This window comes from Bradyrhizobium genosp. P (genome assembly GCF_049949265.1).
GTDB lineage: Bacteria > Pseudomonadota > Alphaproteobacteria > Rhizobiales > Xanthobacteraceae > Bradyrhizobium.
Window position 1 is genome coordinate 32,871 of record NZ_CP188195.1, and the last position, 25,826, is coordinate 58,696.

25 protein-coding genes are annotated in these 25,826 nt (G+C 64.3%); 20 read left to right on the top strand and 5 right to left on the bottom strand.

Going from position 1 to position 25,826, the window contains the following annotated elements; all coding sequences use genetic code 11:
* Positions 1–86 precede the first annotated feature (86 nt).
* A complete protein-coding gene (locus tag ACP2YO_RS00175) occupies positions 87–992 on the top strand; it encodes a LysR family transcriptional regulator (RefSeq protein ID WP_426438096.1) in 906 nt (301 codons plus the stop codon).
* A gap of 176 nt (positions 993–1,168) precedes the next feature.
* On the opposite strand, the gene ACP2YO_RS00180 is transcribed toward ACP2YO_RS00175, so the two are convergent.
* The 3 genes from ACP2YO_RS00180 to ACP2YO_RS00190 form a co-directional block, all read right to left on the bottom strand.
* Positions 1,169–2,665 (bottom strand): NAD-dependent succinate-semialdehyde dehydrogenase, encoded by a 1,497-nt coding sequence (locus ACP2YO_RS00180; protein WP_426438097.1) that lies wholly within the window; start codon positions 2,663–2,665, stop codon positions 1,169–1,171.
* A 117-nt stretch (positions 2,666–2,782) separates the two neighbouring features.
* Positions 2,783–3,103 carry a hypothetical protein gene (locus ACP2YO_RS00185; protein WP_426438098.1) on the bottom strand — a complete coding sequence of 107 codons (321 nt, stop codon included), beginning with the start codon at positions 3,101–3,103 and terminating at the stop codon, positions 2,783–2,785.
* A gap of 88 nt (positions 3,104–3,191) precedes the next feature.
* Positions 3,192–3,332 (bottom strand): hypothetical protein, encoded by a 141-nt coding sequence (locus ACP2YO_RS00190; protein WP_426438099.1) that lies wholly within the window; start codon positions 3,330–3,332, stop codon positions 3,192–3,194.
* A gap of 131 nt (positions 3,333–3,463) precedes the next feature.
* Between ACP2YO_RS00190 and ACP2YO_RS00195 the strand changes: the two genes are divergently transcribed.
* Both ACP2YO_RS00195 and ACP2YO_RS00200 read left to right on the top strand, forming a co-directional pair.
* Positions 3,464–4,669 carry a serine hydrolase domain-containing protein gene (locus tag ACP2YO_RS00195; RefSeq protein ID WP_426438100.1) on the top strand — a complete coding sequence of 402 codons (1,206 nt, stop codon included), beginning with the start codon at positions 3,464–3,466 and terminating at the stop codon, positions 4,667–4,669.
* Between the two features lie 283 nt (positions 4,670–4,952).
* Positions 4,953–6,647, top strand: a complete 1,695-nt coding sequence (locus tag ACP2YO_RS00200) for an AMP-binding protein (RefSeq protein WP_426438101.1) — start codon at positions 4,953–4,955, stop codon at positions 6,645–6,647.
* Positions 6,648–6,770: 123 nt separating this feature from the next.
* On the opposite strand, the gene ACP2YO_RS00205 is transcribed toward ACP2YO_RS00200, so the two are convergent.
* Positions 6,771–7,772, bottom strand: coding sequence for an adenosine kinase (locus ACP2YO_RS00205; RefSeq protein WP_426438102.1), 1,002 nt, complete (start codon positions 7,770–7,772; stop codon positions 6,771–6,773).
* An 84-nt stretch (positions 7,773–7,856) separates the two neighbouring features.
* Here ACP2YO_RS00205 and murJ point away from each other — a divergent pair, with 84 nt between their 5' ends.
* The 16 genes from murJ (at position 7,857) to ACP2YO_RS00285 (ending at position 22,977) form a co-directional block, all read left to right on the top strand.
* Positions 7,857–9,395 carry a murein biosynthesis integral membrane protein MurJ gene (murJ, locus tag ACP2YO_RS00210; RefSeq protein ID WP_426438103.1) on the top strand — a complete coding sequence of 513 codons (1,539 nt, stop codon included), beginning with the start codon at positions 7,857–7,859 and terminating at the stop codon, positions 9,393–9,395.
* A gap of 169 nt (positions 9,396–9,564) precedes the next feature.
* Entirely contained in the window at positions 9,565–10,617 is a 1,053-nt protein-coding gene (gene trpS, locus ACP2YO_RS00215) for a tryptophan--tRNA ligase (RefSeq protein WP_426438104.1), read from the top strand.
* A 141-nt stretch (positions 10,618–10,758) separates the two neighbouring features.
* Positions 10,759–11,253, top strand: coding sequence for a universal stress protein (locus ACP2YO_RS00220; RefSeq protein WP_426438105.1), 495 nt, complete (start codon positions 10,759–10,761; stop codon positions 11,251–11,253).
* A 175-nt stretch (positions 11,254–11,428) separates the two neighbouring features.
* Complete coding sequence (locus tag ACP2YO_RS00225; RefSeq protein WP_426438106.1) at positions 11,429–11,998, top strand: NifU family protein; 570 nt, start codon at positions 11,429–11,431, stop codon at positions 11,996–11,998.
* 86 nt (positions 11,999–12,084) lie between these two features.
* The gene (gene tsaB, locus ACP2YO_RS00230; RefSeq protein WP_426438107.1) at positions 12,085–12,783 is read left to right on the top strand and encodes a tRNA (adenosine(37)-N6)-threonylcarbamoyltransferase complex dimerization subunit type 1 TsaB; all 699 of its coding nucleotides are present in this window, start codon (positions 12,085–12,087) and stop codon (positions 12,781–12,783) included.
* Entirely contained in the window at positions 12,780–13,268 is a 489-nt protein-coding gene (rimI, locus tag ACP2YO_RS00235; RefSeq protein WP_426438108.1) for a ribosomal protein S18-alanine N-acetyltransferase, read from the top strand. The genes tsaB and rimI overlap by 4 nt, the downstream gene beginning before the upstream one ends.
* 97 nt (positions 13,269–13,365) lie before the next feature.
* Positions 13,366–13,815, top strand: a complete 450-nt coding sequence (locus ACP2YO_RS00240) for a Fur family transcriptional regulator (protein WP_426438109.1) — start codon at positions 13,366–13,368, stop codon at positions 13,813–13,815.
* A gap of 4 nt (positions 13,816–13,819) precedes the next feature.
* Positions 13,820–14,518 (top strand): HAD family hydrolase, encoded by a 699-nt coding sequence (locus ACP2YO_RS00245; RefSeq protein WP_426438110.1) that lies wholly within the window; start codon positions 13,820–13,822, stop codon positions 14,516–14,518.
* Positions 14,519–14,576: 58 nt separating this feature from the next.
* Positions 14,577–15,968 (top strand): tRNA (N6-isopentenyl adenosine(37)-C2)-methylthiotransferase MiaB, encoded by a 1,392-nt coding sequence (miaB, locus tag ACP2YO_RS00250; protein ID WP_426443497.1) that lies wholly within the window; start codon positions 14,577–14,579, stop codon positions 15,966–15,968.
* 5 nt (positions 15,969–15,973) lie between these two features.
* Complete coding sequence (locus tag ACP2YO_RS00255) at positions 15,974–17,029, top strand: PhoH family protein (RefSeq protein ID WP_426438111.1); 1,056 nt, start codon at positions 15,974–15,976, stop codon at positions 17,027–17,029.
* Positions 17,030–17,097: 68 nt separating this feature from the next.
* Entirely contained in the window at positions 17,098–17,592 is a 495-nt protein-coding gene (gene ybeY / locus ACP2YO_RS00260) for an rRNA maturation RNase YbeY (protein ID WP_426438112.1), read from the top strand.
* Position 17,593: 1 nt separating this feature from the next.
* Positions 17,594–18,709, top strand: a complete 1,116-nt coding sequence (locus ACP2YO_RS00265; RefSeq protein ID WP_426438113.1) for a hemolysin family protein — start codon at positions 17,594–17,596, stop codon at positions 18,707–18,709.
* Positions 18,706–20,319: an apolipoprotein N-acyltransferase gene (lnt, locus tag ACP2YO_RS00270; protein ID WP_426438114.1), complete on the top strand. Its 1,614-nt coding sequence runs from the start codon at positions 18,706–18,708 to the stop codon at positions 20,317–20,319. The genes ACP2YO_RS00265 and lnt overlap by 4 nt, the downstream gene beginning before the upstream one ends.
* Before the next feature lie 261 nt (positions 20,320–20,580).
* Positions 20,581–20,997, top strand: a complete 417-nt coding sequence (locus ACP2YO_RS00275) for a helix-turn-helix domain-containing protein (RefSeq protein WP_426438115.1) — start codon at positions 20,581–20,583, stop codon at positions 20,995–20,997.
* A gap of 115 nt (positions 20,998–21,112) precedes the next feature.
* Positions 21,113–22,237 (top strand): M20 family metallopeptidase, encoded by a 1,125-nt coding sequence (locus ACP2YO_RS00280; RefSeq protein WP_426438116.1) that lies wholly within the window; start codon positions 21,113–21,115, stop codon positions 22,235–22,237.
* Positions 22,234–22,977, top strand: a complete 744-nt coding sequence (locus tag ACP2YO_RS00285; protein WP_426438117.1) for a tRNA (guanine(46)-N(7))-methyltransferase TrmB — start codon at positions 22,234–22,236, stop codon at positions 22,975–22,977. The genes ACP2YO_RS00280 and ACP2YO_RS00285 overlap by 4 nt, the downstream gene beginning before the upstream one ends.
* 645 nt (positions 22,978–23,622) lie before the next feature.
* Here ACP2YO_RS00285 and ACP2YO_RS00290 read toward each other — a convergent pair.
* On the bottom strand, positions 23,623–24,696 hold the full coding sequence (locus ACP2YO_RS00290) for a DUF2336 domain-containing protein (protein WP_426438118.1): 1,074 nt from the start codon (positions 24,694–24,696) through the stop codon (positions 23,623–23,625).
* 340 nt (positions 24,697–25,036) lie between these two features.
* Between ACP2YO_RS00290 and rimP the strand changes: the two genes are divergently transcribed.
* Complete coding sequence (gene rimP / locus ACP2YO_RS00295) at positions 25,037–25,825, top strand: ribosome maturation factor RimP (protein WP_426438119.1); 789 nt, start codon at positions 25,037–25,039, stop codon at positions 25,823–25,825.
* The last annotated feature ends 1 nt before the right edge of the window (position 25,826 follow it).

Sequence of the window (25,826 nt, forward strand, 5' to 3'; positions counted from 1 at the left end):
AGACTTACTGTGTCTCCTGGGTATGATAAACATCGACAAAACGAACGCACTGTTATCTCGGTGGTGCACAATACCGAGGCACGGACATGCAAAATCTCGAACCCATCCTCATATTCATCACGGTCGCGGAAATGGGGAGCTTCACCCGCGCGGCCGATAGCCTGGGCATCCAAAAGGGACGAGCCTCAACGGCGGTCCGAAAGCTGGAAGAAGATGTCGGTGTCAGGCTCCTGCACCGGACGACGCGCAGCGTGAAGTTGACGGAGGACGGACGCGCATTTCATGCCCGCGCCCGCGATCTGCTTGCTGAAGTCGATGACCTACACTCGATGTTCGCAGGCGATCGCGTGGCACTTCGCGGGCGTTTACGGGTCGATCTTCCGACCGAGGTGGCGCGCTCAACGATCGTGCCGGCCTTGCCGGATTTCATGGCGACTCACCCCGAGTTGGAGCTGGAGGTGTCGAGTACGGATCGGCAAGTCGATCTGGTTCAAGAGGGGTTCGACTGTGTATTACGGCTTGGACCCATAGGGGACGAGACGCTGATTGCCCGCCCACTGGGCCTGTTGCGCATGGTCAACGCTGCCAGTCCGGCCTATCTGGCGCGCTATGGCGTCCCTCGATCACTAGAAGATCTCCAGCGTCAGGAACATCGGACAATTCATTTTTCGACGGTACTGGGCGCCAGACCCTATGGATGGGAATATCCGGACGGCGACAGCTACGCGACGCTCAATTTGCCAGGTGCGCTACACGTCAACAGCGCGCAGACCTACGAAGCCGCTGCCCTCGCCGGCCTTGGCCTGATTCAGGCGCCACTCCTGGGGATTGGCCGATACTTGGAGAGTGGAACGCTTGTGGAGATCATACCCGATTTTCGTCGCCGGGCGCTGCCCGTGTCCCTCGTCGTAGCACATCGGAGCAATCTGTCGCGCCGAGTCCGCACATTCATGAAATGGATCGAAGATGTGCTGACGCCATATCTGGAATAGCGAGGCGAACATCTTCGTCCGGCCCTCGAAATCAACATTCTGAAGTTATGTCCGCCGATCGGCAATTGGCGGCGCGGCGGTCCAACAGAACGCGCACTAAAAGACAGCGCCGCTTGCGGCTGACCTCCATCCCGACCTTCCCCCTTTGCAGGGGGAAGGAGAAAATGACGCGTCGATTACACCCCGGCCATCATCACGTATTTGATCTCCACATATTCATCCATGCCGTGACGCGAGCCTTCGCGGCCGAGGCCGCTTTCCTTGACGCCGCCGAACGGCGCGACTTCGGTGGTGATCAGGCCCGAGTTGACGCCCACCATGCCGGACTCCAGCGCTTCGGCGACGCGCCAGACGCGGCCGATGTCGCGGGAATAGAAGTAGGAGGCGAGACCGAACGGCGAGTTGTTGCACATCGCGATCACCTCGGCCTCGTCCTTGAATCGGATCACCGGCGCCAGCGGTCCGAAGGTTTCTTCATGCGCGACCAGCGCGTCCGGCCGCACGTCGGACAGCACCGTCGGCTCGAAGAAGCTGCGGCCGAGCGACGAGCGCTTGCCGCCGGTCACGATCCTGGCGCCGCCCTTCACCGCGTCAGCAATGTGGCGCTCGACCTTCTCGATCGCTTTCATGTTGATCAGCGGTCCCTGCGTGATGCCCTGCTCGGTGCCGTTGCCGATCTTCATCTCGGCGACCTTCTTCGACAGCTTCTCGACGAACTCGTCGTAGATCTTGTCCTGCGCGTAGAGGCGGTTGGCACAGACACAAGTCTGGCCCATGTTGCGATATTTCGAGACCATGGCGCCTTCGACCGCGGCATCGATATCGGCATCGTCGAACACCACGAAGGGCGCGTTGCCGCCGAGTTCGAGGCCGAGCCGCTTCACGCCGACCGACGCCTGCTGGTAAAGGATTTTGCCGACCGCCGTCGAGCCGGTGAAGCCGACGAAGCGCACCGCGGGATGCTCGCACAGCACCTTGCCGATCGGCGGCGCGTCACCGGTGACGATGTTGAGCACGCCCTTCGGCACGCCGGCCTTCTCGGCCAGCACGGCGAGCGCAAGCGCCGACAGCGGCGTCTCGTTGGCGGGCTTCAGCACGACCGTGCAGCCGGCGGCGAGCGCGGGCGACACCTTGCGCGTGATCATCGAGTTCGGAAAATTCCACGGCGTGATGGCGCCGCAGACGCCGATCGGCTGCCGGATCGCGAGCAGGCGGGCATCGGGACGTTGGGTCGGGATGGTCTCGCCATAGACGCGGCGGGCTTCTTCGGCGAAGAATTCGACATAGGCCGCGCCGATATCGACCTCGCCCAACGCTTCCGCCAGCGGCTTGCCCTGCTCCGAGGTCAGGATCAGCGCGAGATCCTCGCGATTGGCGATGATCAGGTCGAACCATTTGCGCATGATGTTCGAGCGCTGCTTGGCGGTCAGCTTGGCCCAGGCCGGAAACGCGCGCTGAGCGGCTTCGACGGCCTTGGTCGCGTCAGCGGCACCCAGTTGCGCGATCTTGATCAACTCGACGCCGGTGGCCGGATTGTTGATGGCCAATTCGGGCGTACCGACCCAGGCGCCATCGATATAGCAGCGGTCGCGCAGCAGCGACGGGTCCTTCAGGCGGTCGTGGAGGGAAGCTGCTGCGGATTGCGAAGCGCGTGCGGCGACGGGCGGGGTCATGCTGGTACTCCTCGGCTTTTTGGAGACGGTTTTCGCCGCCTATATAGGCCGAAACGCAGCGCGATGCATTGTCCGCAAACGCGGCTCTGCTCTTAGCAATTTCGACAGCCGGTGATTTCAGGCCGCGCCGCTCATATAGGTCTCGCGGCGGCCGATCATGCGCTGGGCCGCGGCCTTGGCATCCGCCTTGGTGGAGGTCGCACAGGTTCGGTATTCGAGGTCGGCCTGCGCCTTGGTGTCGCGGCGGCCGAACCAGGATTTCGAGCCGGTCTGCAACAGCGCCAACGCCTGCGCCACATTGTCGACTGCCTCGAAAGAGTGCAGTGCACCGGTGCCGGCGTAGCGGACTTCATAGAGGCCGGGACTGATCGGCGCTTCAATATTCTCGCCGCGTCCGGGCCGCGGGTAACGTTTCCACTCACTCCATGTCGAAATCATTGCCGCGTCCCCGCAACCCAAAAAAGACGACCATTTTTGGTCAAATAAACTCAATTTGCTGCATCGTTTGTGCAGCGATCTGAATGCGTTAATGCAAAAATTCACATCCGGAAATCAGGCTCGCAATCACGTTACCGTGGTTGTTCCGCCCGGTCATCTGGATTGCAGCAAAGTCCGCCACAAAATCTATGCGCGTGGTGAACGCCAGTTGCGCGCATGCCTTGCGCAAGGCCGCCTCCCGGCGCGCCTGTCCATCACGAGATCGCGACATCATGATCCTGCGGCGTGCTTGCGGGACCCCGAAAGCGGGAGGATGATCGCAGCCCTCCAGAACAATAAACCCACCGGAGGACACCCCCAATGCAAAGCAAGGCCCAGATCGATCAGGTGCTGCGTCAGAAGAGCGAGGCCAAGGAGATTCCCGGCGTTGTCGCCATCGCCGCCACGGGTAAGGACGTGATCTACGAGGGCGCGTTCGGCAAACGCGACCTGTCGAAGGACGATGCCAAGGACAATACCATGACCGCGGACAGCGTGTTCTGGATCGCATCAATGACCAAGGCGGTGACGTCGGCAGGCGCCATGCAGCTCGTCGAGCAGGGCAAGCTGTCGCTCGATGAGCCGATCGGCAAACTGTTGCCCGACCTCGCCGCGCCGCAGGTGCTCGACGGCTTCGACGCCAAGGGCGAGCCGAAGCTGCGGCCGGCGAAGTCGCCGATCACGCTGCGCCAGCTCATGACCCACACCGCCGGCTTCTGCTACAACATGTGGAACGGCGACATGGGGATCTACCTGGAGAAGAAGGGCATCCCGCCGATCACCACCTGCCAGAACGCCGCGCTGAAGACGCCGATCGCGAGCGACCCCGGCACGCGCTGGGAATACGGCACCAATATCGACTTCGTCGGCAAGGCGGTGGAAGCCGCCAGCGGTAAGAGGCTCGATGCTTACCTGCGCGACCACATGTTCGCGCCGCTTGGCATGAGCGACACCGCCTTCAAGATCACGGACAACATGCGCAAGCGGCTGGTCGGCATGCATGCGCGCGGCGAGGACGGAGCGCTGGCGGCAATTCCGTTCGAACTCGAGCAGGAGCCGGAATTCCACATGGGCGGCGGCGGACTGTATTCGACGGCGGCCGACTACATCAAGTTCTGCCAGATGATCCTCAACAAGGGCAAAGGCAACGGCAACCAACTGCTGAAGCCCGAGACCGTCGCGACGATGGGACAGAACCACATCGGCGACCTTACCATGGGCAAGATGACGACGGCGGCGCCGATGTACACCAACGACGTCGACCTCTATCCCGGCATGGTGAAGAAGTGGGGGCTGAGCTTCCTCATCAACACCGCCAAGACGCCGGAGGGCCGCAGCGCCGGCAGCCTGGCCTGGGCCGGCCTCGCCAACACCTATTACTGGATCGATCCGTCGCGCGATGTCTGCGGCGTGATCCTGATGCAGTTGCTGCCGTTCGCCGACAAGCAGTGCCTGGACGCCTTCGCAGGCTTCGAGCGCGGCATCTATGCCGGCCTCGATGCCGGCAGCGGGCAGAAGGCGGCTTAGAGCGGTACAGCTGGCTCCTCTTTCGCCTCGCCCCGCTTGCGGGGAGAGGCCGGAACGCATCGGCAGATGCGTTCAGGGTGAGGGGGAGTCTCCGCGGGCGCAATTGACACCGTCGATGCGGAGGCAGCCCCTCACCCCAACCCTCTCCCCGTAAGAACGGGGCGAAGGAGCCCAACTTCGCCGCGATTGCTTAACTTGACCTCATTCATAGGTCGGGCCTGTCCGGCCGGCGCCAAATGACTAAGATCGCGCACAAAGCGCGGCAACGCGAGGGAGGAAGATCTTGGCACCAAAGGCGGACAGCTACGTTTGCGGCATTTCCGATACGCCGCTGCTCGGCGAAACCATCGGCCGCAGCCTCGACCGCGCACGCGCGCGCTGGGGCGATCGCGAGGCACTGGTCTCGCCCAGCCACAATGTGCGCTGGACCTGGAACGAGTTCGCGGAGCGGGTCGAGGCGCTGGCGGCGGGCTTCCTCGCGCTTGGGCTGGAGCGCGGCGAACGGATCGGCATCTGGTCGCTGAACCGCCCCGAATGGACACTGACGCAATTCGCCGCCGCGAAAGCAGGCTTGATCCTCGTCACCATCAATCCAGCCTATCGCCTGACCGAACTGGAGTTCGCGCTCGGCAAGGTCGGATGCGCCGCGATCGTGTCGGCGACCGCGTTCAAGACCTCGGCCTATATGGAGATGCTGAATACGCTGCTGCCCGAGCTTGCACACTCCGAGCCCGGCCGCTTGCAATCGGCGCGGCTGCCCCAATTGCGCGCGGTAATCCAGATCGGCGGACCGGCCGTATCTGGCACCATTGCCTTCGACGATGTCGCGCAGATGGGCGGGCCGCGTCATCGCGAGCAGCTTGCTGTGCTCGCCGAGAGCCTGCAATTCGACGATCCCGTCAATATCCAGTTCACCAGCGGCACGACAGGCTCTCCCAAGGGCGTGACGCTGACCCATCACAACATCCTCAACAACGGCTACTTCACCGGCCGCGCCATGCGCTTGACCGAGCAGGACCGCATCTGCATCCCGGTCCCGCTCTATCACTGCTTCGGCATGGTGATGGGCAACCTCGCTTCCGTGACGCTCGGTACCACCATGGTCTATCCCGGCGAGGGCTTCGATCCCTTGGCGACGCTGACGACGATCGAACAGGAGAAATGCACGACGCTCTACGGTGTGCCGACCATGTTCATCGCCGAGCTCGATCATCCCGAGTTCTCGCGCTTCAATCTCACATCGCTGCGCACCGGCATCATGGCCGGCGCGCCCTGCCCGATCGAGGTGATGAAGCGCGTCAACACCGAGATGAACATGCGCGAGGTGACGATCGCTTATGGCATGACCGAGACCAGCCCGGTAAGTTTCCAGAGCGCGACTGACGATCCCCTGGAGCGCCGCGTCTCCACCGTCGGGCGCATCCACCCGCATGTCGAAGTCAAGGTCGTCGATTTCGACGGCAAGGTGGTGCCGCGCGGCGAACGCGGCGAGCTCTGCACCCGCGGCTACAGCGTCATGCTCGGCTATTGGGACGAGGCGGAAAAGACCGCCGACGTGCTCGATGCCAATGGCTGGATGCACACCGGCGACCTCGCCGTGATCGACGACGAGGGCTATTGCAACATCGTCGGCCGCATCAAGGACATGGTGATCCGCGGCGGCGAGAACCTCTATCCCAGAGAGATCGAGGAATTCCTCTACCGCCATCCGAAGATCCAGGACGTGCAGATCTTCGGCGTCGCCGACGAACGCTATGGCGAGGAGCTGTGCGCCTGGGTCAGAGTACGTGCCGGCGAGGCGCTGACCTCGGACGAGGTCCGCGCCTTCTGCCAGGGCCAGATCGCCCACAACAAGATCCCGCGCTATGTCGAATTCGTCGAGGAATTCCCGATGACGGTGACCGGCAAGATCCAGAAATTCGTGATGCGCGACGCGGTCGAGCAGCGGCTCGGGCTGAAGGCAGCGAAGACGGCGTAACTCTTCTCCCTCTCCCGCTTGCTTGCGGGGGAGGGCCGGGGTGGGGTGTCTCCGCGAGCGACAATCTTCGTGGGGAAAGACCCCCACCCGCCGCAAGCGGGAGAGGCGAAGGAAGAAGCCGCCCTAAACCAACAACCCCTTCGCCTTCGCCAGCCCCTGCAGCGACGCCTTTGGCCGTGCGCCGATGTGCTGGATCACTTCGGCGGCCGCGAGTGCGCCGAGGCGGCCGGCATTCTCATAGCCGGCGTTGCGCACGAGGCCGACCAGGAAGCCGGCGGCGAACAAATCGCCAGCGCCGGTGGTGTCGACCAGCTTGTCGATCGGATAGGCGGGCGCTGATGTGACACCATCCTTTGAAATCACAACGCAGCCCTTCTCGCTGCGGGTGACGACGCCGAGCTTGGTGTCCTTGCCGAACTGCTTCAGCGCGGTGTCGAAATCCGAGGTCTGGTACAGCGAATGCAATTCGGCCTCGTTTGAGAACACCAGGTCGACCGTTCCCTTGCGCATCAAATCGAGGAATTCGTCACGGTAGCGGTCGACGCAGAACGAATCCGACAAGGTCAGCGCGACCTGGCGGCCGGCGCCATGGGCGATCGTCGCGGCCTTCACGAAGGCATCCTTGGCGTTCTTCGGGTCCCAGAGATAGCCCTCGAGATAGATGATGCCGGCGGCTTCGATCTGCGCCGGGTCAATGTCGTCGGGCGTCAGGTCCTGCGCGGCGCCGAGATAGGTGTTCATGGTGCGCTCGCCGTCCGGCGTCACCAGGATGTAGGAGCAGCCGGTGGCGGGCCCGGCTGCGGCGGGCCTGGTGTCGAACGTCACGCCGGCGGCGCGGATGTCGTGGATATAAAGCCGGCCGATCTGGTCGTCCTTGACCTTGCCGACATAGGCCGCGCGAGCGCCGAAACTGCCGACGCCGACGATGGTGTTGGCCGCGGAGCCGCCCGACATCTCGGTCGCCGTGCCCATGTCGCGGTAGATCGTGGCGGCGCTGGCTTCATCGATCAGCTGCATCGAGCCCTTGGTCATGCCGTGACCGGCGAGGAACGCCTCGTCGGTCTGTACCAGCACGTCGAAGATCGCGTTGCCGATCCCGAGAACGTCATATTTTGCGTCAGCCATTGACCTGCCCTGTTGTCACGAACGGCTGCGGCCTATCACGTTCGCACCTGTGCCAGCAAGCCGCCGTGCTGCTATAGAGGCGCGATGATCCGCTCCTTCCTCACGGTTTCCTCGGGAACGCTGGCCTCGCGACTGCTCGGTTTCGTGCGCGATTCCGTGATCGCGGCGCTGCTTGGCGCGGGGCCGGTAGCGGATGCCTTTCTGGCGGCGTTTCAGCTTGTCAATGTGGTGCGGCGCCTGTTGTCCGAAGGTGGGCTGAACGCTGCGCTGGTCCCGGCCTGGCTCAGGGTTCGCGACCGCGACGGCGAAACCGCGGCGCGCGCCTTTGCCGGCCGCGTGCTCGGCACCGTCAGCGCCGCCGTGATCGCGGCCGCGCTCGTGCTCGGCGTGTTGATGCCGCTCGTCATCACGGCGATCGCGCCCGGCTTCATCGGCCGCGAGACGCTGCCATTCGCGGTTAACGACGCGCGGCTGATGCTGCCCTATCTCGCCTTCGCCGGGCCCCTCACGGTTATGATGGCGCTGCTCAACGCGCAGGGCCGGTTCGCGCTGACCGCGTTCTCGCCGCTGCTGTTCAACATCGCGCTGATCGCTGTGATGACCGTGCTGCTGGTGCGGCGGCAGGATCCGATCCAGGCCGCATCGGTCATGGCCGCGACGATCGGCGTCGCCGGCTTCCTGCAACTCTCGATGCTGGCGCTGCGCAGCGGTAAGGTTGCGTCTCCGCTGCGCATCGCCGTCGATCAAGAGATGCGCGGCTTCCTCGGCCGCGCGGTCCCCGGCATGATCGCCAGCAGCGCTCCACAATGGCTTGTTGTGGCGGGCGCGGTGATCGCTTCCACCTCGCCGTCGGCAGTGTCCTGGCTCTATTTCGCCAACCGCCTGCTGGAATTGCCGCTCGGCATTGTCGGCGTCGCGATGGGCACCGTGCTGGTCCCGGAGATGACGCGCGCGGTGCGCGGCGGCGAGCACACAGCGATCGCGCATGCCGAATCGCGCGGGCTCGAACTCGCGGTCGGGCTGGCGTTCCCGGCCGCGCTCGGGCTCATGGTACTGAGCGCACCGATCACGCGCGTGCTGTTCGAGCGCGGCGCCTTCACGGCCGAGGATACCGCCGCGACCGCGAGCGCGTTGATCTGGCTGACACTCGCTTTGCCTGCGCATGTGCTGGTGAAGGCGCTATCGCCAGCCTTCTTCGCGCGCGAGGACACGCTGACGCCGCTGCTGGCGACCTTGAAGGCCATCGTGGTGGCGATCGCGACCGCCTTCCTGCTCGGCCATTACTTCGGCGCGAACGGAATCGCCGCCGGCATCGCGCTCGGCGCCTGGAGCAACGCGTTCTCGCTGATCAGGAAAGGCGCGGCCACCTTCGGTTTCTCGATCGATGCCGACGCCCGGCGCCGGCTGCCGCGCATCCTCGCCGCAGCAGCCGCGATGGGCGTCATACTTTGGCTTGCGAAAGACGCCCTGCCGGCCGCCGGCGCACACGGTTTCGTGCAGGCCATATCCCTCCTGTTGCTGATCGCCGTCGGTATCGCAGCCTACGGGCTGTTTTTGCAGCTCTTCGGGGTTATCGGCTGGCGCGAGACGTTGAACGCGATCAGGCAAAAACGCCCCGCCTGACTTGCGCAAGCAGGGCTTAAGTGGCAAACGACGCGGCTGGAGCCCTTTCCGTTCCGATGGAATCGGAACGGGCTCCAGACTCTTTGTTTGACGCGTTTTCTTCACGCGAACCGGTGCCCACTTCGCTCGAAAACGCTTCTAAAAGCAGCCATTTCCGGGAATTGAGACCATGGCGTTCGTTGAACGGGTTTTCTCAGGCGTCCAGCCGACGGGCAATCTGCACCTCGGCAACTACCTCGGCGCCATCGTCAACTTCGTGAAGATGCAAGAGACTCATAACTGCATCTATTGCGTCGTCGACATGCACGCGATCACGCAAGGCGTCGACGTCTGGGGCGGCCCGACCGAACTCGCGCGCAACACCCGCGAGGTGACGGCGGCGTTCATCGCGGCGGGCATCGACCCGAAGAAGCACATCGTCTTCAACCAGAGCCAGGTCGCCGGCCATGCCGAACTGACCTGGATCTTCAACTGCGTCGCGCGGGTCGGCTGGCTCAGCCGGATGACCCAGTTCAAGGAGAAGGCGGGCAAGGACCGCGAGAATGCATCGGTCGGTCTCTACGACTACCCGGTGCTGATGGCGGCCGACATTCTGCTGTACCGCGCGACCCACGTGCCGGTCGGCGAGGACCAGAAGCAGCATTTGGAGCTATCCCGCGACATCGCGCAGAAGTTCAACAACGACTTCGGCGATTCGATCCGCGGCCTCGGCTTCAATGAGGGCCTGTACTTCCCGCAGCCCGAGCCGCTCATCACCGGACCGGCGACCCGGGTGATGAGCCTGCGCGACGGCACCAAGAAGATGTCGAAGTCGGATCCGTCTGACAATTCGCGCATTAATCTCACCGACGACGCCGAGACCATCGCGCAGAAGATCCGCAAGGCGAAGACCGATCCGGAGCCGCTGCCGTCGGAGGAGAAGGGGCTGGAGCCGCGCCCCGAGGCCGACAACCTCGTCGGCATCTATGCGGCGCTGGCCGGTGTCACCAAGCAGGACGTGCTGACGCAGTTCGGCGGCGGCCAATTCTCCAGCTTCAAGAACGCGCTGGTCGAACTCTGCGTCGCAAAACTGGCGCCGATCGCCGGCGAGATGAAGCGGCTGGTCGCCGATCCCGGCCACGTCGATTCAGTCCTGATCGACGGCGCCAACCGTGCACGCGCCATCGCCGACGAGACCATGCGCACCACCAAGGACATCGTCGGCTTCATCCGCCAGCGCTGACACGGCGAACCGGAACGGCGGCGCTCCCTCTCCCAAACGGACAGGGAGTATGGCAGCATGCCGTTCGTTTGAGCATGATCTGATCGGAAAACCGCTTCACACTTTTCCGGATCATGCTCGTGGGCCAGCACCGGGACATGCATGACTACCCAGCGACGTAGCTATGAGACGGGTCACAAGCCCAAATGCCTTGTCATCGTTGACGACACCGCGGAATGGGACCGCGCGGTCTATTACGCCAGCCGGTGGGCGATCCGGGTCGGCGGCGGCGTGGTGATGCTGCGGGTGATCGAGACCGAGGACCAGAACCAGCAGTGGCTCGGTGTCGCTGACATCATGCGCGCGGAGGCCGAAGAAGCCGCCAATGAGGCGCTCGACCGCGCCGCCGGCCGCGCCAACGGGATTGCCGCGATCACCCCGGAACGGGTGATTCGCGAGGGCGACCCGACCGAACAAATCCTCGATGTGATCGAAAAGGACGCCGACATCGCGATGCTGGTGCTGGCCGCCAATCCGGGCGCCGAGGGGCCCGGACCGATCATCACCACCATGGCCAACGCCATGGGCTCGTTCCCGATTCCGGTCACCATCGTGCCGGGCGGCCTGACCGACGCCGACATCGACGCCCTGTCCTGAGGCATGGGTGCAAGTCTGGAACTGCCGATCTGCGCCTTGATCGGCGGTTTCCCCGTCGCCATCTGACTCGTTGATTTGACGCGTTTTCTTGCCGCGAACCGGTACCACTTGGCTCGAAAACGCGATAAAGGAACCCAACGCGCCGGCCTTGAACCGGCGACGCCGGAGACAGCAGATGTTCATTCAGACCGAAGCCACGCCCAACCCCGCCACCCTGAAGTTCATTCCGGGCCGCACGGTGCTTGACACCGGCACCATGGAATTCGCAAGCCCCGAGTCCGCCGCGCGCTCGCCGCTCGCCGAACGGCTGTTCGCCGTCACCGGCGTTACCGGAGTGTTCTACGGCGCCGACTTCGTCACCGTGACCAAGGCGGACGGCGACTGGCAGCACCTCAAGCCCGCGATCCTCGGCGCCATCATGGAGCACTACATGTCCGGCGCGCCGCTGCTCGCCGACGGCAGTGCGTCCAACGACGCCGCCAGCGATGAAGAAGGCGAGTTCTTCAACGAGGAAGACGCCGAGACCGTCGAGCAGATCAAGGACCTGATCGAGACCCGTGTTCGCCCGGCTGTCGCCAATGACGGCGGCGATATCACCTTCCGCGGCTTCAAGGACGGCATCGTCTATCTCAACATGAAGGGCTCCTGCGCCGGTTGCCCGTCATCGACCGCCACGCTGCAACATGGCATCCAGAACCTGCTCCGGCATTTCGTGCCCGACGTGCAGGAAGTCCGACCGATGTGATGGAGGCGAATGGTGAGTAGCGAATGGCGAATAGGGATCGAACCTGATAGTCCATTCGCTAATCGCTATCAGCCATTCGCTCCCTCATGCTGATCCTCGCCATCGACACCGCCCTCGACGCCTGCTCCGCCGCCGTGCTCGACACATCAGCGGGCGAGACCATCGCGCTCGAACAGCAGGCGATGCAGCGCGGCCACGCCGAGGCGCTGATGCCGCTGATCGCGCGGGTGATGAAGCAGAGCGGCATCGCGTTTGCCGCGCTCGACCGCATCGCCGTCACCACCGGCCCCGGCAGCTTCACCGGCCTGCGCGTCGGCCTCTCGGCCGCGCGCGGCATTGCGCTTGCCGCGGAAAAGCCCGCAGTCGGACTGACGACCCTCACCGCCTACGCCGCTCCCATTGTCGCCGAGAATGGCACGCATCCGATCCTGTCGGCGATCGATGCGCGGCACGATCACGTCTACTTCCAGGTGGTCGGCGGCGACGGCAGCCCGCTGGTGAAGCCGAAAGTGGCGCCGATCGCGGAAGCGCTCGACGCCGCGCAATTCGGCGCCCTGCATCTGGTCGGCAACGCCGCGGAAATCCTCGCGGAGCGCTGGCCCGCGGACACAACGCCGCCGTTCAAGGTCGATGCCCAGCCCGCACCCGACATCAACTGGGTCGCCTGGGTCGGCGCGGCCGTGACCCCGGAGAGCGCGCCGGCGCGGCCGTTCTACCTGCGCGCACCGGATGCAAAGCCACCCAAGCATCAACTCCAGATCAGCGCGCAGCTATCAGACACATGATCGACTGGTTATCACGGTGGTGGGGCGGCGGCAGCACGCCCGCGGTCGAGGCTGCAAGCCTGCGCGACGCCGTGCGGCTCGCGCAATTGCACAGCGCCTCATTCCATCGCGGCTGGGGCGAAGGCGAGTTCGAAACCATGCTGACCGAGCACAATACGCTGGTGCATCGCTTGAGACAGGGACGCAAGGTCATCGGCTTTGCCGTCTCGCGGATGGCCGCCGACGAAGCCGAAATTCTCTCGATCGCGATTGATGCCGGAGAGCGCGGACGCGGCCTGTCACGCAACCTGTTGCTGACCCATCTGGGTCATCTTGCCGGCCGCGGCGTCCGCACCATCTTTTTAGAAGTGGAAGAAAACAATCAACCGGCGCGACGGTTGTACGAATGGGCCGGATTCGGCGTCATCGGCCGCCGCGAACGCTATTACAAGCAGCCCGGCGGGGAACATTTGAATGCGCTTCTGATGCGGCGCGACTTGTCGTAATATCCGCGCGATGGCAGAACAGCCCTGCTCCGCCACCCAAGTTTCTGAAACCCGATTTTCTAAAATCCCATGCTCTAAAACCTCGGCCTCGACCTCCATGACCACGGTGAAAATCCCGACCGCGCACAAAAATACCGGCATCGAGGCGCGCTGCGCCGCGACCGGCATGCGCATGACCGAACAGCGCCGCGTCATCGCGCGCGTGCTGGCGGAAGCCATGGATCACCCTGATGTCGAGGAGCTGTACCGGCGCTGCGTCGCGGTCGACGACAAGATCTCGATCTCGACGGTGTATCGCACCGTCAAGCTGTTCGAGGATGCCGGCATCATTGAGCGTCACGATTTTCGCGAGGGACGCGCGCGCTACGAGCAGATGCCCGAGAGCCATCACGATCACCTGATCAATCTGCGCGACGGCAAGGTGATCGAGTTCACCTCCGAGGAGATCGAGAAACTCCAGGCCGAGATCGCGCGCAAGCTCGGCTACAAGCTGGTCGATCACCGCCTCGAACTCTATTGCGTTCCGCTCGACGACGAAAAGTCATAGCCGAGTGGGATTCGATCTCGTCATTTTCGATTGCGACGGCGTGCTTGTCGACAGCGAGGTGATCTCCTGTCGCGCGCACTCGGAGACGCTGACGCGTCACGGTTATCCGATCACGCCGGACGGCGTGCTGAAGCGGTTCCTTGGCGTGTCCGACCGCGAGGCGCGTCGGATCGTCGAAGCCGAGATCGGCCGCAATCTGCCCGATGATTTCGAGGCACAGGTCAAGCACGCGACGCTGAGCTTCTATGCCGACGATCTCAACGCGATCGCGCATGTCGGCGACGCGATATCGACGCTTGATATGCCCAAATGCGTGGCCTCCAGCGGCACGCCGGAGAAGATCCGCCACGGCCTGACCTGCGCCGGCCTCTACGACCAGCTTGCGCCGCATATTTTCTCCTCCATGCAGGTCCAGCGCGGCAAGCCGGCACCCGACATCTTCCTGTTCGCGGCCGAGCAGATGGGAGCTAACCCCGCGCGCTGCGTCGTGATCGAGGACAGCATGCACGGCGTCACCGGCGCCCGCGCCGCCGGGATGACCGTGCTGGGCTTCCACGGCGGCAGCCACTGCACGCCCGGACACGAAGCGCTGCTGCGCAAGGCGGGAGCGGCCCTGACATTCGCCGATATGCGCGAATTGCCCGATTTGATCGCCCGGATCGGCCAAAAACACGGCTCAATTGCTGGCTTTTCGCCCCTTTAGGCTATATCTGAGCCCCGGCGCACGGATGGCGCCGTTTCCATTCCGCATTTTGGGTTCCATGACGACGCCGCGCAAGCTGCACATCAAGTCCTATGGCTGCCAGATGAATGTCTACGATGCGCAGCGCATGGTGGACACGCTGGCCGGCGAAGGCTTTGTCGAGACGGCAAACGCCGATGATGCCGATCTGGTGATCCTCAACACCTGTCACATCCGCGAGAAGGCCTCCGAAAAGGTCTATTCCGAGCTCGGCCGGCTGCGCGTCGCCAAGGACAAGGCCGCGCGCCAGGGTCGCGAGATGAAGATCGCGGTCGCCGGCTGCGTCGCACAGGCGGAAGGCGCGGAGATCATCCATCGGGCGCCGACGGTGGACATCGTGGTCGGGCCGCAGAGCTATCATCATCTGCCGGAGCTGTTGAAGCGTGCGAAAGCCAACGGCCGCGCGCTGGAAACCGAATTCCCTGTTGACGACAAGTTCGGCTTCCTGCCGCAGCCGAAGCCGGCCGCGATCCGCGCGCGCGGCATCTCCGCTTTCGTCACGGTGCAGGAAGGTTGCGACAAGTTCTGCACCTTCTGCGTGGTGCCCTATACGCGCGGCGCGGAAGTCTCGCGCCCGGTGGCTGACATCATCGACGACGTGATGCAACTGACCGACAACGGTGTGCGCGAAATCACGCTGATCGGGCAGAACGTCAACGCCTATCATGGCGAAGGTCCCGACGGCCACGCCTGGCCGCTCGGCAGTCTGTTGCAGCGGCTCGCGAAGATCCCCGGCGTGGCGCGGCTGCGTTACTCGACCAGCCATCCGCGCGACGTCGACGAAGAGCTGATCGCGGCGCATCGCGATTTGCCCGAATTGATGCCGTTCGTGCATCTGCCGGTGCAATCGGGCGCAGACCGCATCCTTGCAGCCATGAACCGCAAACATACCGCCGATGATTACCGGCGCGTCATCGACCGGTTCCGTGCCGCGCGGCAAGACATTGCTTTTTCATCAGATTTTATTGTCGGCTTCCCCGGGGAGACGGAGGAAGAATTTGCCGCCACTCTCGCGCTTGTCACGCAAATCGGCTACGCTGGGGCATATTCGTTCAAATATTCGCCGCGGCCAGGTACGCCGGCGGCGGAGATGCGGGAGACGGTGTCAGCGACTGAGATGGACGAGCGCTTGGGGCGGCTTCAGGAATTGATCGACAGCCAGCAATCGGCCTTCAATCGGGCTGTGATCGGCACAACGGTCGATGTGCTGTTCGAGCGCGCCGCGCGCAATCCCGGCCAGATCGTCGGACGCACCGCCTATCTGCAGCCCGCGCATGTGATGGCATCGCCCGACATCATCGGCCAGGTTCTCCCTGTCAGGATCGACAGCCTCGAGCGCTACAGCCTGATCGGCGAGCTTGCGGCGCCACAAGCGCCGTCCCCCAATTTGCAGATCACCATTGGAGCCTGAAATCCTTGCCCAAAAGCGCATCGGATTCGTCTTCGCTTGCTCCCAGCCGCAAACCTGACCGCGACATGCAGACCCCACCTGAGACCCAGGTCGTCATCGATTTCGACGACAACCGCGCCGCTTCCGCGCTGGTCGGCCCCTACGGCCAGAACCTCGCGCTGATCGAGCGCAGGCTCGGCGTCGTGGTCGATTCGCGCGGCAACCATGTCACCATCGCCGGCTCCCGCGACGGCTGTGACGCGGCGCGGCGCGTGCTCGAGACGCTCTACAAGCAGGCCGTCGAGGGGCACGACCTCGATCAGGGCGAAGTGGAGGGCGCGATCCGCGCCGTGATCGCGCAGGGCTCGCTGTTCGAATTCGACAACAAGACGGCCAAGACGGCCTTCGAGACCATCAACCTGCGCAAGCGCCCGGTGCGCGCCCGCACCGCAGCGCAGGATTCCTACATCCGCGCGCTGAAGCGGCACGAGCTGGTGTTCGGCATCGGCCCGGCCGGCACCGGCAAGACCTGGCTCGCGGTCGCCCATGCCGCGCAACTGTTCGAGCGCAAGGAGGTCGATCGCATCATCCTGTCGCGCCCCGCGGTCGAAGCCGGCGAGCGGCTCGGCTTCCTGCCCGGCGATTTGCGCGAGAAGGTCGATCCCTATCTGCGCCCGATCTATGACGCGCTGTACGATTTGATGGACTCGCGCGTGGTCGAGCGCGCGCTGCAGGGCGGCGAGATCGAGATCGCACCACTCGCCTTCATGCGCGGCCGCACGCTGACCAATGCCGCCATCATCCTCGACGAAGCGCAGAACACCACATCGATGCAGATGAAGATGTTCCTGACGCGGCTTGGCGAAAACAGCCGGATGATCATCACCGGCGATCCGTCGCAGGTCGACCTGCCGCACGGCCAGGCCTCCGGGCTTGCCGAGGCGGCGAAGCTGCTCGACGGCGTCGAAGGTATCGCCCAGGTGCGGTTTACCGCCGAGGACGTCATCCGCCATGAATTGGTGGCGCGCATCGTGGCCGCCTATGAGGGATTGCCGCAGCGGCCGGCGAACATCAGATCTTGAGACTTTCAGCTTCGACCGGGAGCCCGCGTGCGGCGGGTTCCGGCCCCAACGCAGATTTTGGAACCACCGTGTCCGCCTTTCCCGCCACCGAGGTTCTCGTCACGGCCGTGTGCTGGCAGACCGAGCCCGACGCCGAAGCGGTGATCCATCGCGCCATCGAGGCCGCCGCCGAGATCGCCGACGCCGATGTCGCCGACGCCGAACTCGCGGTCATGCTGACCGATGATGCCGGCATCCGCACGCTGAACAACAATTGGCGCAGCGTCGACAAGCCGACCAACGTGCTGTCGTTTCCGGCGCTGCAGCCGACCGGCAGCGAGCCCAGCGACGCTCCGCGGATGCTCGGCGACATCGCGATCGCCTATGAGACGACACGGCGCGAAGCCGACGAGGAACAGAAGCCGTTCGACCATCATTTGAGCCATCTTGCGGTGCATGGCTTCTTGCATTTGATCGGCTACGACCACGAGAATGACGACGATGCCGAAGACATGGAGAGTCTCGAGCGCGAGATTCTCGGCCAGCTCGGCATTCCCGACCCCTATGCGGATCGGATCGCCTGAGATGCCGGATTCCGAACCAACCCATGACAATCCGCGCAACGTGAGCAATTTGCCGGTCGTGGTGCACGATGGCGAGGTGCAGCGTCCCGCCGCCGAGGGCTGGCTGGTGCGCGCGATCCGCACTTTGTTCGGTTGGAAGGCCGGATCGGTGCGCGACGATTTGCAGGTCGTGCTCGACGCCTCGACGCCCGACGATGTCGGCTTCTCGGCGATCGAGCGCACCATGCTGCGCAACATCCTGTCGCTGAACGAGCGGCGGATCGCCGACGTCATGATCCACCGCGCCGACATCGTCGCGGTCAAGCGCGACATTGCGCTCGGCGAGCTGATGAGCCTGTTCGAAAGCGCGGCGCATTCGCGGCTCGTGGTCTACAACGAGACCCTCGACGACCCCGAGGGCATGGTCCACATCCGCGATCTGCTCGCCTTCATGACCGCGAAGGCGCGGATCGGCGACACCACCAAGGCGCGGCGCAAGAAGCCGTTCCCGGCCGGGCTGGATTTACGCGCGGTCGACCTCGCGCTGCCGCTGTCGGAGGCGCACATCATCCGCAAGCTGCTCTACATCCCGCCGTCGATGCGCGCGATCGACCTGCTGGCGCAGATGCAGGCGTCGCGCATCCATCTGGCGCTGGTGGTCGACGAATATGGCGGCACCGACGGGCTGGTGTCGATCGAGGACATCGTCGAGCAGATTGTCGGCGAGATCGACGACGAGCACGATTCCGACGAACCGCCGTCGATCGTCAAGCAGGCCGACAATTCCTTCATCGCCGATGCCCGCGCCAGCCTCGATGACGTGCGCTCGGTGATCGGCGAGGACTTCGTCACCGGCGAGGCCGGCGAAGAGGTCGAGACGCTGGGCGGCTATCTGGTTTCGTTCGTCGGCCGCCTGCCGGTACGCGGCGAGGTGATTTCGGGACCGGGTAATTTCGAGATCGAGGTGCTCGACGCCGATCCGCGACGGGTCAAGCGGCTGCGGGTCACCACCCGCAAGGAACGTCCGGCGCCGCGCAAGGAACGCGAGCGGCGGCGCGAGCAGCCGCCGGAGTCCGGCACGCCGCAGGCCAATGACAACGCTCCACCGCCATCCGGCGATGGAGCCGGTCAGCCGTGAGATTCTCCGACAAACTCCGTGCCGCAGGACTTGCTGTTATCCTGACCTGGGGATGGAAGCGTGCCGCCATCGCGATCATCGCGGGCGCGGCGTCGTCGCTGGCGATGGCACCGTTCAACGCCTGGCCGGTTTTGTTTCTGACTTTTTCCGTCGCGGTCTGGCTGATCGACGGCGCCGCGGCCGGACGCTGGCACGGTGTGCCCGCCGCCGCACTGTCCGGCTTCTGGTTCGGCCTCGGCTATTTCGTGCCGGGACTATATTGGATCGGCTACGCGTTCTTTGTCGACGCGGATACCTTCGCCTGGCTGACGCCGTTCGCGGTGCTCGGCCTGCCGGCCTATCTCGCGCTGTTTACCGCCTTCGGTTTCGCGCTGGCGCGGCTGATCTGGCCTCGCGACATCTCGCGCGTGCTGGCGCTCGCGATCGGCCTGACGGTCTCCGAATGGCTGCGCGGCCATGTCCTGAGCGGCTTTCCGTGGAACGCGTTCGGCTATGCGCTGAGCGAACCGCTGGCGCTCGCCCAGACCTTCTCGCTGATCGGGCTCTGGGGCATGACGTTCCTGGCCGTTGCGATCTTCGCAAGCCCGGCCGTGCTGATCGACGGCTCTTCGCGCGGCCGCAAGCCGTGGCGCGCGCCGGCCGCGGCACTCGCCGTGCTGGCGGCGATGCTGGTGTTCGGCGCCGTCCGGCTGTCGCGCGAGCCGACCCGGTTGCTCGCCGACGTCAAGCTGCGCATCATGCAGCCCAACCTGCAGCAGGACGTCAGGTTCAACTATTCCGCCAAGGCGGCGGTGATGCAGAAGTATCTCACATTGTCGGATCGGGCATCCGGGCCACATGCTACCGGCGTGAGCGATGCCAACATTTTGATCTGGCCGGAATCCGCATTTCCGTTCTTCCTGACCCGGGAAGCCGACGCGATGGCGCAGATCGCAGATCTCCTGCCCAAGGGCACCGTGTTGATCACCGGCTCGGTGCGCGCGCCCGAACTGCCGCCCGGGATACGCGTCACGCGCGCCTATAATTCCATCTATCTCATTGACCATGACGGCAGCGTGCTTTCGGTCTACGACAAGCTGCATCTGGTGCCGTTCGGCGAATATCTGCCGTTCCAGGACCTGATGGAGAAGCTCGGCTTCGTGCAGCTCACCAAGGTGCAGGGCGGCTTCATTCCAGGCACCATCCGGCGAACGATCGACGTGCCGAACGCGCCGCGCGCGCTGCCCCTGATCTGCTACGAGGCGATCTTTCCCGGCAATGTCGTCAGCCGCGACGACCGTCCGGGCTGGATCATCAACGTCACCAATGACGGCTGGTTCGGAATCTCGACCGGTCCCTACCAGCATCTGCAGCAGGCCCGGATGCGTTCGATCGAGGAGGGGCTGCCGCTGGTGCGCGCCGCAAATACCGGCATCTCCGCGGTGATCGATCCGGTGGGCCGGATTGTCGCGCAACTCGGGCTCGGCATCGAAGGCGTGCTCGACGCGACCCTGCCACAGGCCGCCGCGCCGACGATCTACGCGCGTATTGGCAATATTCCCGCCGCTGTAATTGTGATCGTTGCCCTGGCAATTGTGTTGCGGCGGCGTTTCGTCAGGCGAAAAGCCTGACGTCTCCGTCTTGGCGGTTGTCGTCAGGTGTCAAAAGTCTCTAAATTCATTGCTGCGCGATTCCACCAGTTGACATATTGACCGTGCACTTCGCATTGTACGGTTCTGAGCGAAATCTGAAGTCCGGTCAGCCACTTTGCGCAAAATATCCGCATTTCGTCCCGATCCTCCTTGCAGGATTTGACGGCACCGGCGCCTGAGGCATATTGCGTTTCCAACTTGCCTCATCCACGGGCGCGCTATCCCTAGGAGTAGTTGGAGATGTCGACCAAAGCGCCCAACCCTGTTGACAAATATGTCGGCAGCCGCGTCCGCATGCGCCGCATCATGCTCGGCATGAGCCAGGAGAAACTGGGCGAGGCGCTCGGCCTGACGTTCCAGCAGGTGCAGAAATACGAGAAGGGAACCAATCGCGTCGGCGCCAGCCGGCTGCAGCAGATCTCTGAAATCCTGCAGGTGCCGGTCTCGTTCCTGTTCGACGGCGGCCCGAGCGGCATCAGGACCGGCGATGGTTTCAGCGAGGGCTCGTCGCCGGCCTATGTTTCCGATTTTCTCGCGACCGCCGAGGGCCTCGCACTGACCCGTGCCTTCACCCGCATCACCGACGCCAAGCTCCGCCGCAGCATCGTCGAACTGGTCGAGCAGATCGCCGCGCGCGAGGCCTCCGACCAGGCCTGACCCCGGTCATATCCGTTTGAGAGATCGGCAAATCTGGAATATGCCATTCCGCCGCCAGAGCATAATTCGGTGCGCGCGATAAGAAGTGAAAAATTCGTGAAAGTGCACGGCAGCCATGTCCAGCAACCCGTTTGAAGCAGCAGCGATCCTCGACGGCATCCGCCGCTGGGTCGAGATCGAAACTCCGACGGAGCGGCCCGATCAGGTCAACAAGCTCTCCGACCTCGTCGTGTCCCAATATCGCGACCTGCCGGCCGGCGTCGAACGCGTCGCGGGACGCGATGGCTGCGGCGATCACCTGGTGGCGCGCTCGTCATGGGGCCAGGACGGGCCGGGCATTCTGGTGCTGAGCCATCTCGACACCGTTCATCCGATGGGATTCATCGAACGCCTGCCGTTCAAGGTCGAGGGCGACAGCGCGTTCGGCCCCGGCATCTACGACATGAAGGGCGGCGCCTATCTCGCCTACCACGCCTTCCGGCAGATCTGTGCCGATGGCGCGCGTTCGCCGCTCGGTATCACCCAGCTCTACGTCTCCGACGAGGAGATCGGCAGCCCGACGTCCCGGGCGCTGATCGAGGCGGAAGGGGGCAAGGCCAAATATGTGCTGGTGACCGAGCCTGCGCGCGACGGCGGCAAGATCGTTACCGGGCGCAAGGGCGTCGCGCGCTTCGAGGTGTTCATCAAGGGCGTGCCGTCACATGCCGGCACGCGGCCCCAGGACGGCCGCAGCGCGATCCGCGAACTCGGCAACGTGATCCAGGCGCTGGAGGCGATGAACGACCTCACGCGCGGCGTCACCGTCAATGTCGGCGCCGTCAAAGGCGGCACCAAGCCCAACGTGATCGCGGAAGAGGCCTATGCCGAAGTCGACATGCGGGTGCCGACCCTCGCCGACGCCGACGATCTCGTGCCAAGGATCCTCGGGCTGACGTCGCGCACCGATGGCGTCAGTGTGAAAGTAGTTGGCGAACTGAACCGTCCACCCTTCGAGAAGAGCAATGCCGGCGCCGCGCTCTACGAGCACGCGAAAACGCTTGCCGCCGAACTCGGCTTCGATCTCGTCGACGTCTTCACCGGCGGCGGCTCCGACGGCAATTTCACCGCGCCGCATACCGCGACGCTGGATGGCCTCGGCGTCGACGGCAAGGGCGCGCATACCCATTACGAGCAGCTCTACGTTTCGTCGATCGAACCGCGCGCGCGGCTCCTGCACCGGCTGTATCAGACGCTGCGATGATTGCGGCTCCGCGCGACACCGGCGATCGCGACGCGCCGTCGGACGATGGCGGCATCGCGCATTCGCGCGGCTCGTTCTTCGGGCGGCGCAAGGGCCACAAACTGCGCTCGCATCAGGCCGACCTGATCGACAATCTGCTGCCGCATCTTTCGCTCGATATCGCCATGCCCGCGCCCGACAGACTCGTCGAATTGTTCGATGACGGCATCGCGGACGTCAGGCTCGAAATCGGCTTCGGCGGCGGCGAGCATCTGATCGCGGAAGCGCAGGCGTTTCCGCAAACCGGCTTCATCGGCTGCGAACCCTATGTCAACGGGATGGCGAAGATCCTGGCGCAGATCGAGGCGCACAATATCGGCAATATCAGGCTGTTTGCCGGCGACGCCGCTGAACTGCTGGCCTGGGCGCCGGCGCGCGCGCTGGCACGGATCGACCTGATCCATCCCGACCCCTGGCCGAAGCGGCGGCACTGGAAGCGGCGCTTCGTGCAGGATGCAACGGTCGCGGCGATGGCGCGGATCCTCAACGCGAGCGGCGAATTCCGCTTCGTCAGCGACATCGACGATTATTGCGCCTGGACGCTGGCGCATCTGATGCGCTCGCCGGATTTCGCCTGGCTCGCCGAACGCGCCACCGACTGGCAATTGCCGTGGCCCGACTACACGATGACGCGCTACGGCGCCAAGGCCGAGCGCGAGGGCCGCAAGGCCGCCTATTTGCGATTCCGTCGACTACCGTAGCCGAGCTTACCCCAAGGCATTGACCCCAAGGCACTGATTTGCCCGACGGGGCAAGCCCTCGCTCGAAAAATATTTCTATTTATCCGAAGACAAAGTCAGTGTATGAATTGGCCCGTCCCACCCGATTGAGGGGCGAGCGCACGTCACGAACGCGCGGTGGGATGCGGTGGACGCCGATTGCGCAACAGACGAGTGCGCATGAAGCGGACGGCGAAGTCGTGTGGTCCTGACGCTGCAATGCAGGCGGAAAGCTTTCGAGAAGCTACCAATTCTCGAGAGCGACGGTGGCAACGAAGCGCTCACCGGGGAGAGCACGAAGGAAACCGTAAAACCATCGCGCAGGGAAAGCCGGCGTTCCCGGTTACACCTGTGGTCCTACCCCGGTGCTTTCTGTTGCACCGGGCCCATGGGTGCGATCGGCACCCGGCTTTCCCTGCGCCCTCTACCAAGTAAGAGGGCAAACGAAATGAAAAGCTCGGACAAATCATGTCGCGAGAACGCGTAGCCACACCCACCGCTGTCATCGCCCGCGAAAGCGGGCGACCCAGTACGCCGCGGCCCATCGGCTCAATCACAACTGTCTCTGGAATACTGGATCGCCCGGTCAAGCCGGGCGACGACACTGTGAACACCGCAATGACGAAACTACCGCGACTTCCAGAAGTCCGCGACGCGCTGCGCGGTCGAGGGCATCAGGCGGGCGAAGTTCAGCCGTGCGCCTTCGACGTCGGCGGGAGATATGGTCCGGTTCGGACCGAGCCGCATCAGGATCAACGCACGCACCGTCGGCCATTCCAGGCCGAGCGTCTTGCCGGCGATCAGGATCGGATCGTAGCGATCGCCGGAGATCAGGCGGTCGAGGGTTGCGATCTTCACGCCGGTCATCGCAGCGAGCGCCGCAACGGCCTCCTCATATTTGAATGCCCTGGCGAAGTTGAGCAGCGCACTTTCGGTCAATTGACCGGCGCGATGCAACGCCATCACCGTGCGTTGTGCCTGCGCAAAGTCGCGGCGGCTTTCGACCTGCGTGGTCGCGTCGGTGATTTCGTGCATGGCCTCGTTGATCGCGGCCTGCCGCTCGGGCTTGGCCACGGTGAACAGGCGGCGGCGGACAACATCGATCGAGCCCTCGAGCAGGCTCTTGAGATGTTCGGGCGGAAGATCATCGCGCCGGCCAATACTCAGCGTCAGCACGCCATCCATGTGGGCACGCTGGATCAGCGTAGAGAACCCGTCATCCGAGAAGGCTGCGCCCGCATTGCCGGCGGCACGTCGGATCACATCGCGATCGCCACGGCGGACGATGACATCGGTCAGCTCGGTCGAGAGCCTCGGCCGCTCGGCCATCGCGAGCAAATGGCCCTGGCCCTTGGCATTGGCGATGTCGACCAGCACCTGATCGTCGATAACAGGCGATCGGCGCAGCAGCGGACCCGCGATCGCGATGTCGTCCTCATGCGCGAGCTGGCCGACGAGGTGCCGCGGTGCATTGGCGAGCAGCGAGAGCCGCTCAGCTAGATCGACCTGTGCGGCAGGCTCGGCATGCGGCACCAGGCTGGTCAGCACGCCATCAAACAGATCGATATGGTCGGGGCGGAAATTCGCCGCGCCCTGCAGAAACAGCTCGCTGACCCGCCGCGCGGCCTCGGCACGGCGCCTGGGGTCGCCGCGGCGAACGATCTCATCGAGTTCCGTGATCAGCGCGGGGGCTGTCGTCATAAGCCTGTCCAAACCGGCAGCTTTGGCCGGTTTGGGGCCAATTTAGGTGCCGTTCGTAAACGGAGCGTTAGATCGCACCCGGCCAGGGGAGCCCGCAAAATCATGCATCCCAAAGGCGAGAGGCCTTGCCGGGCGGTGGCAAAAGCGCTATATCGGCAGCAACTTATGGTTCTCATACGATCGCGTATCGAGAGTGGGCCCTCCGGGACCCGCTCTTTTTTATTACCTGAAGGGACCCGGCCGGGCCGGGCCTCGTTTGGGTAGCGTTAGCGGCCCCTTAAGGCCCACCGAGCAACACGACAGACCTCAGAAGACGTCCGAACCGCCTTTGACACTGGATATGACCGATCCGACCACCACGTCCGTGGACACCGAACTGCTCTCCGAGCCGCGGCTCGTCATCGAGCCGGGTGTGGCAGCGCGCGTGGCTGCCGTCGCTGGTCCCGTGCTGCAAGGCATGGGCTACCGCCTCGTGCGCATCAAGGTGTCGGGCGATGCCGGCTGCACCGTGCAGATCATGGCGGAGCGGCCCGACGGCTCGATCCAACTCGAGGACTGCGAGGCGATCTCGCGCGCGCTGTCGCCGGTGCTCGATGTCGCCGACCCGATCGAGCGCGCCTACCGGCTCGAAATCTCATCGCCAGGCATCGACCGCCCGCTGGTGCGCCGCTCCGATTTCGAGCGCTACACCGGCCATCTCGTCAAGATCGAGATGGCAGTCGCACATCAGGGCCGCAAGCGGTTCCGCGGCATTCTCGCCGGCGTCGAAGGCGATGCGGTCCACGTTCAACGCGACGATGCGCGCCCCGGCGAGGATGCTGAGGTGCTTCTGGTGATGGAAGATATTTCGGAAGCACGGCTGGTGCTGACCGATGAGCTGATCGCGGAATCGATGCGCCGCGGCAAGGCCGCCGAGCGCGAATTGCGCCGCGAACTTGGCCTCGCCCCGCCGCAACCGGCATTTGCGAAGAAGAGCGATCCGGCCAAGAGCAACAAGCCGAAACCCAAGCCGAAACTGAAGCCGAAACTGAAGCCCGGCAAGAAGCCGGCCCCGACCAACACCAAGGAACACCGCCTGGCCGCCGCGCGTGCGCGCCGGGGCGAGACCGATCCATTCGAAGGAGACTAAG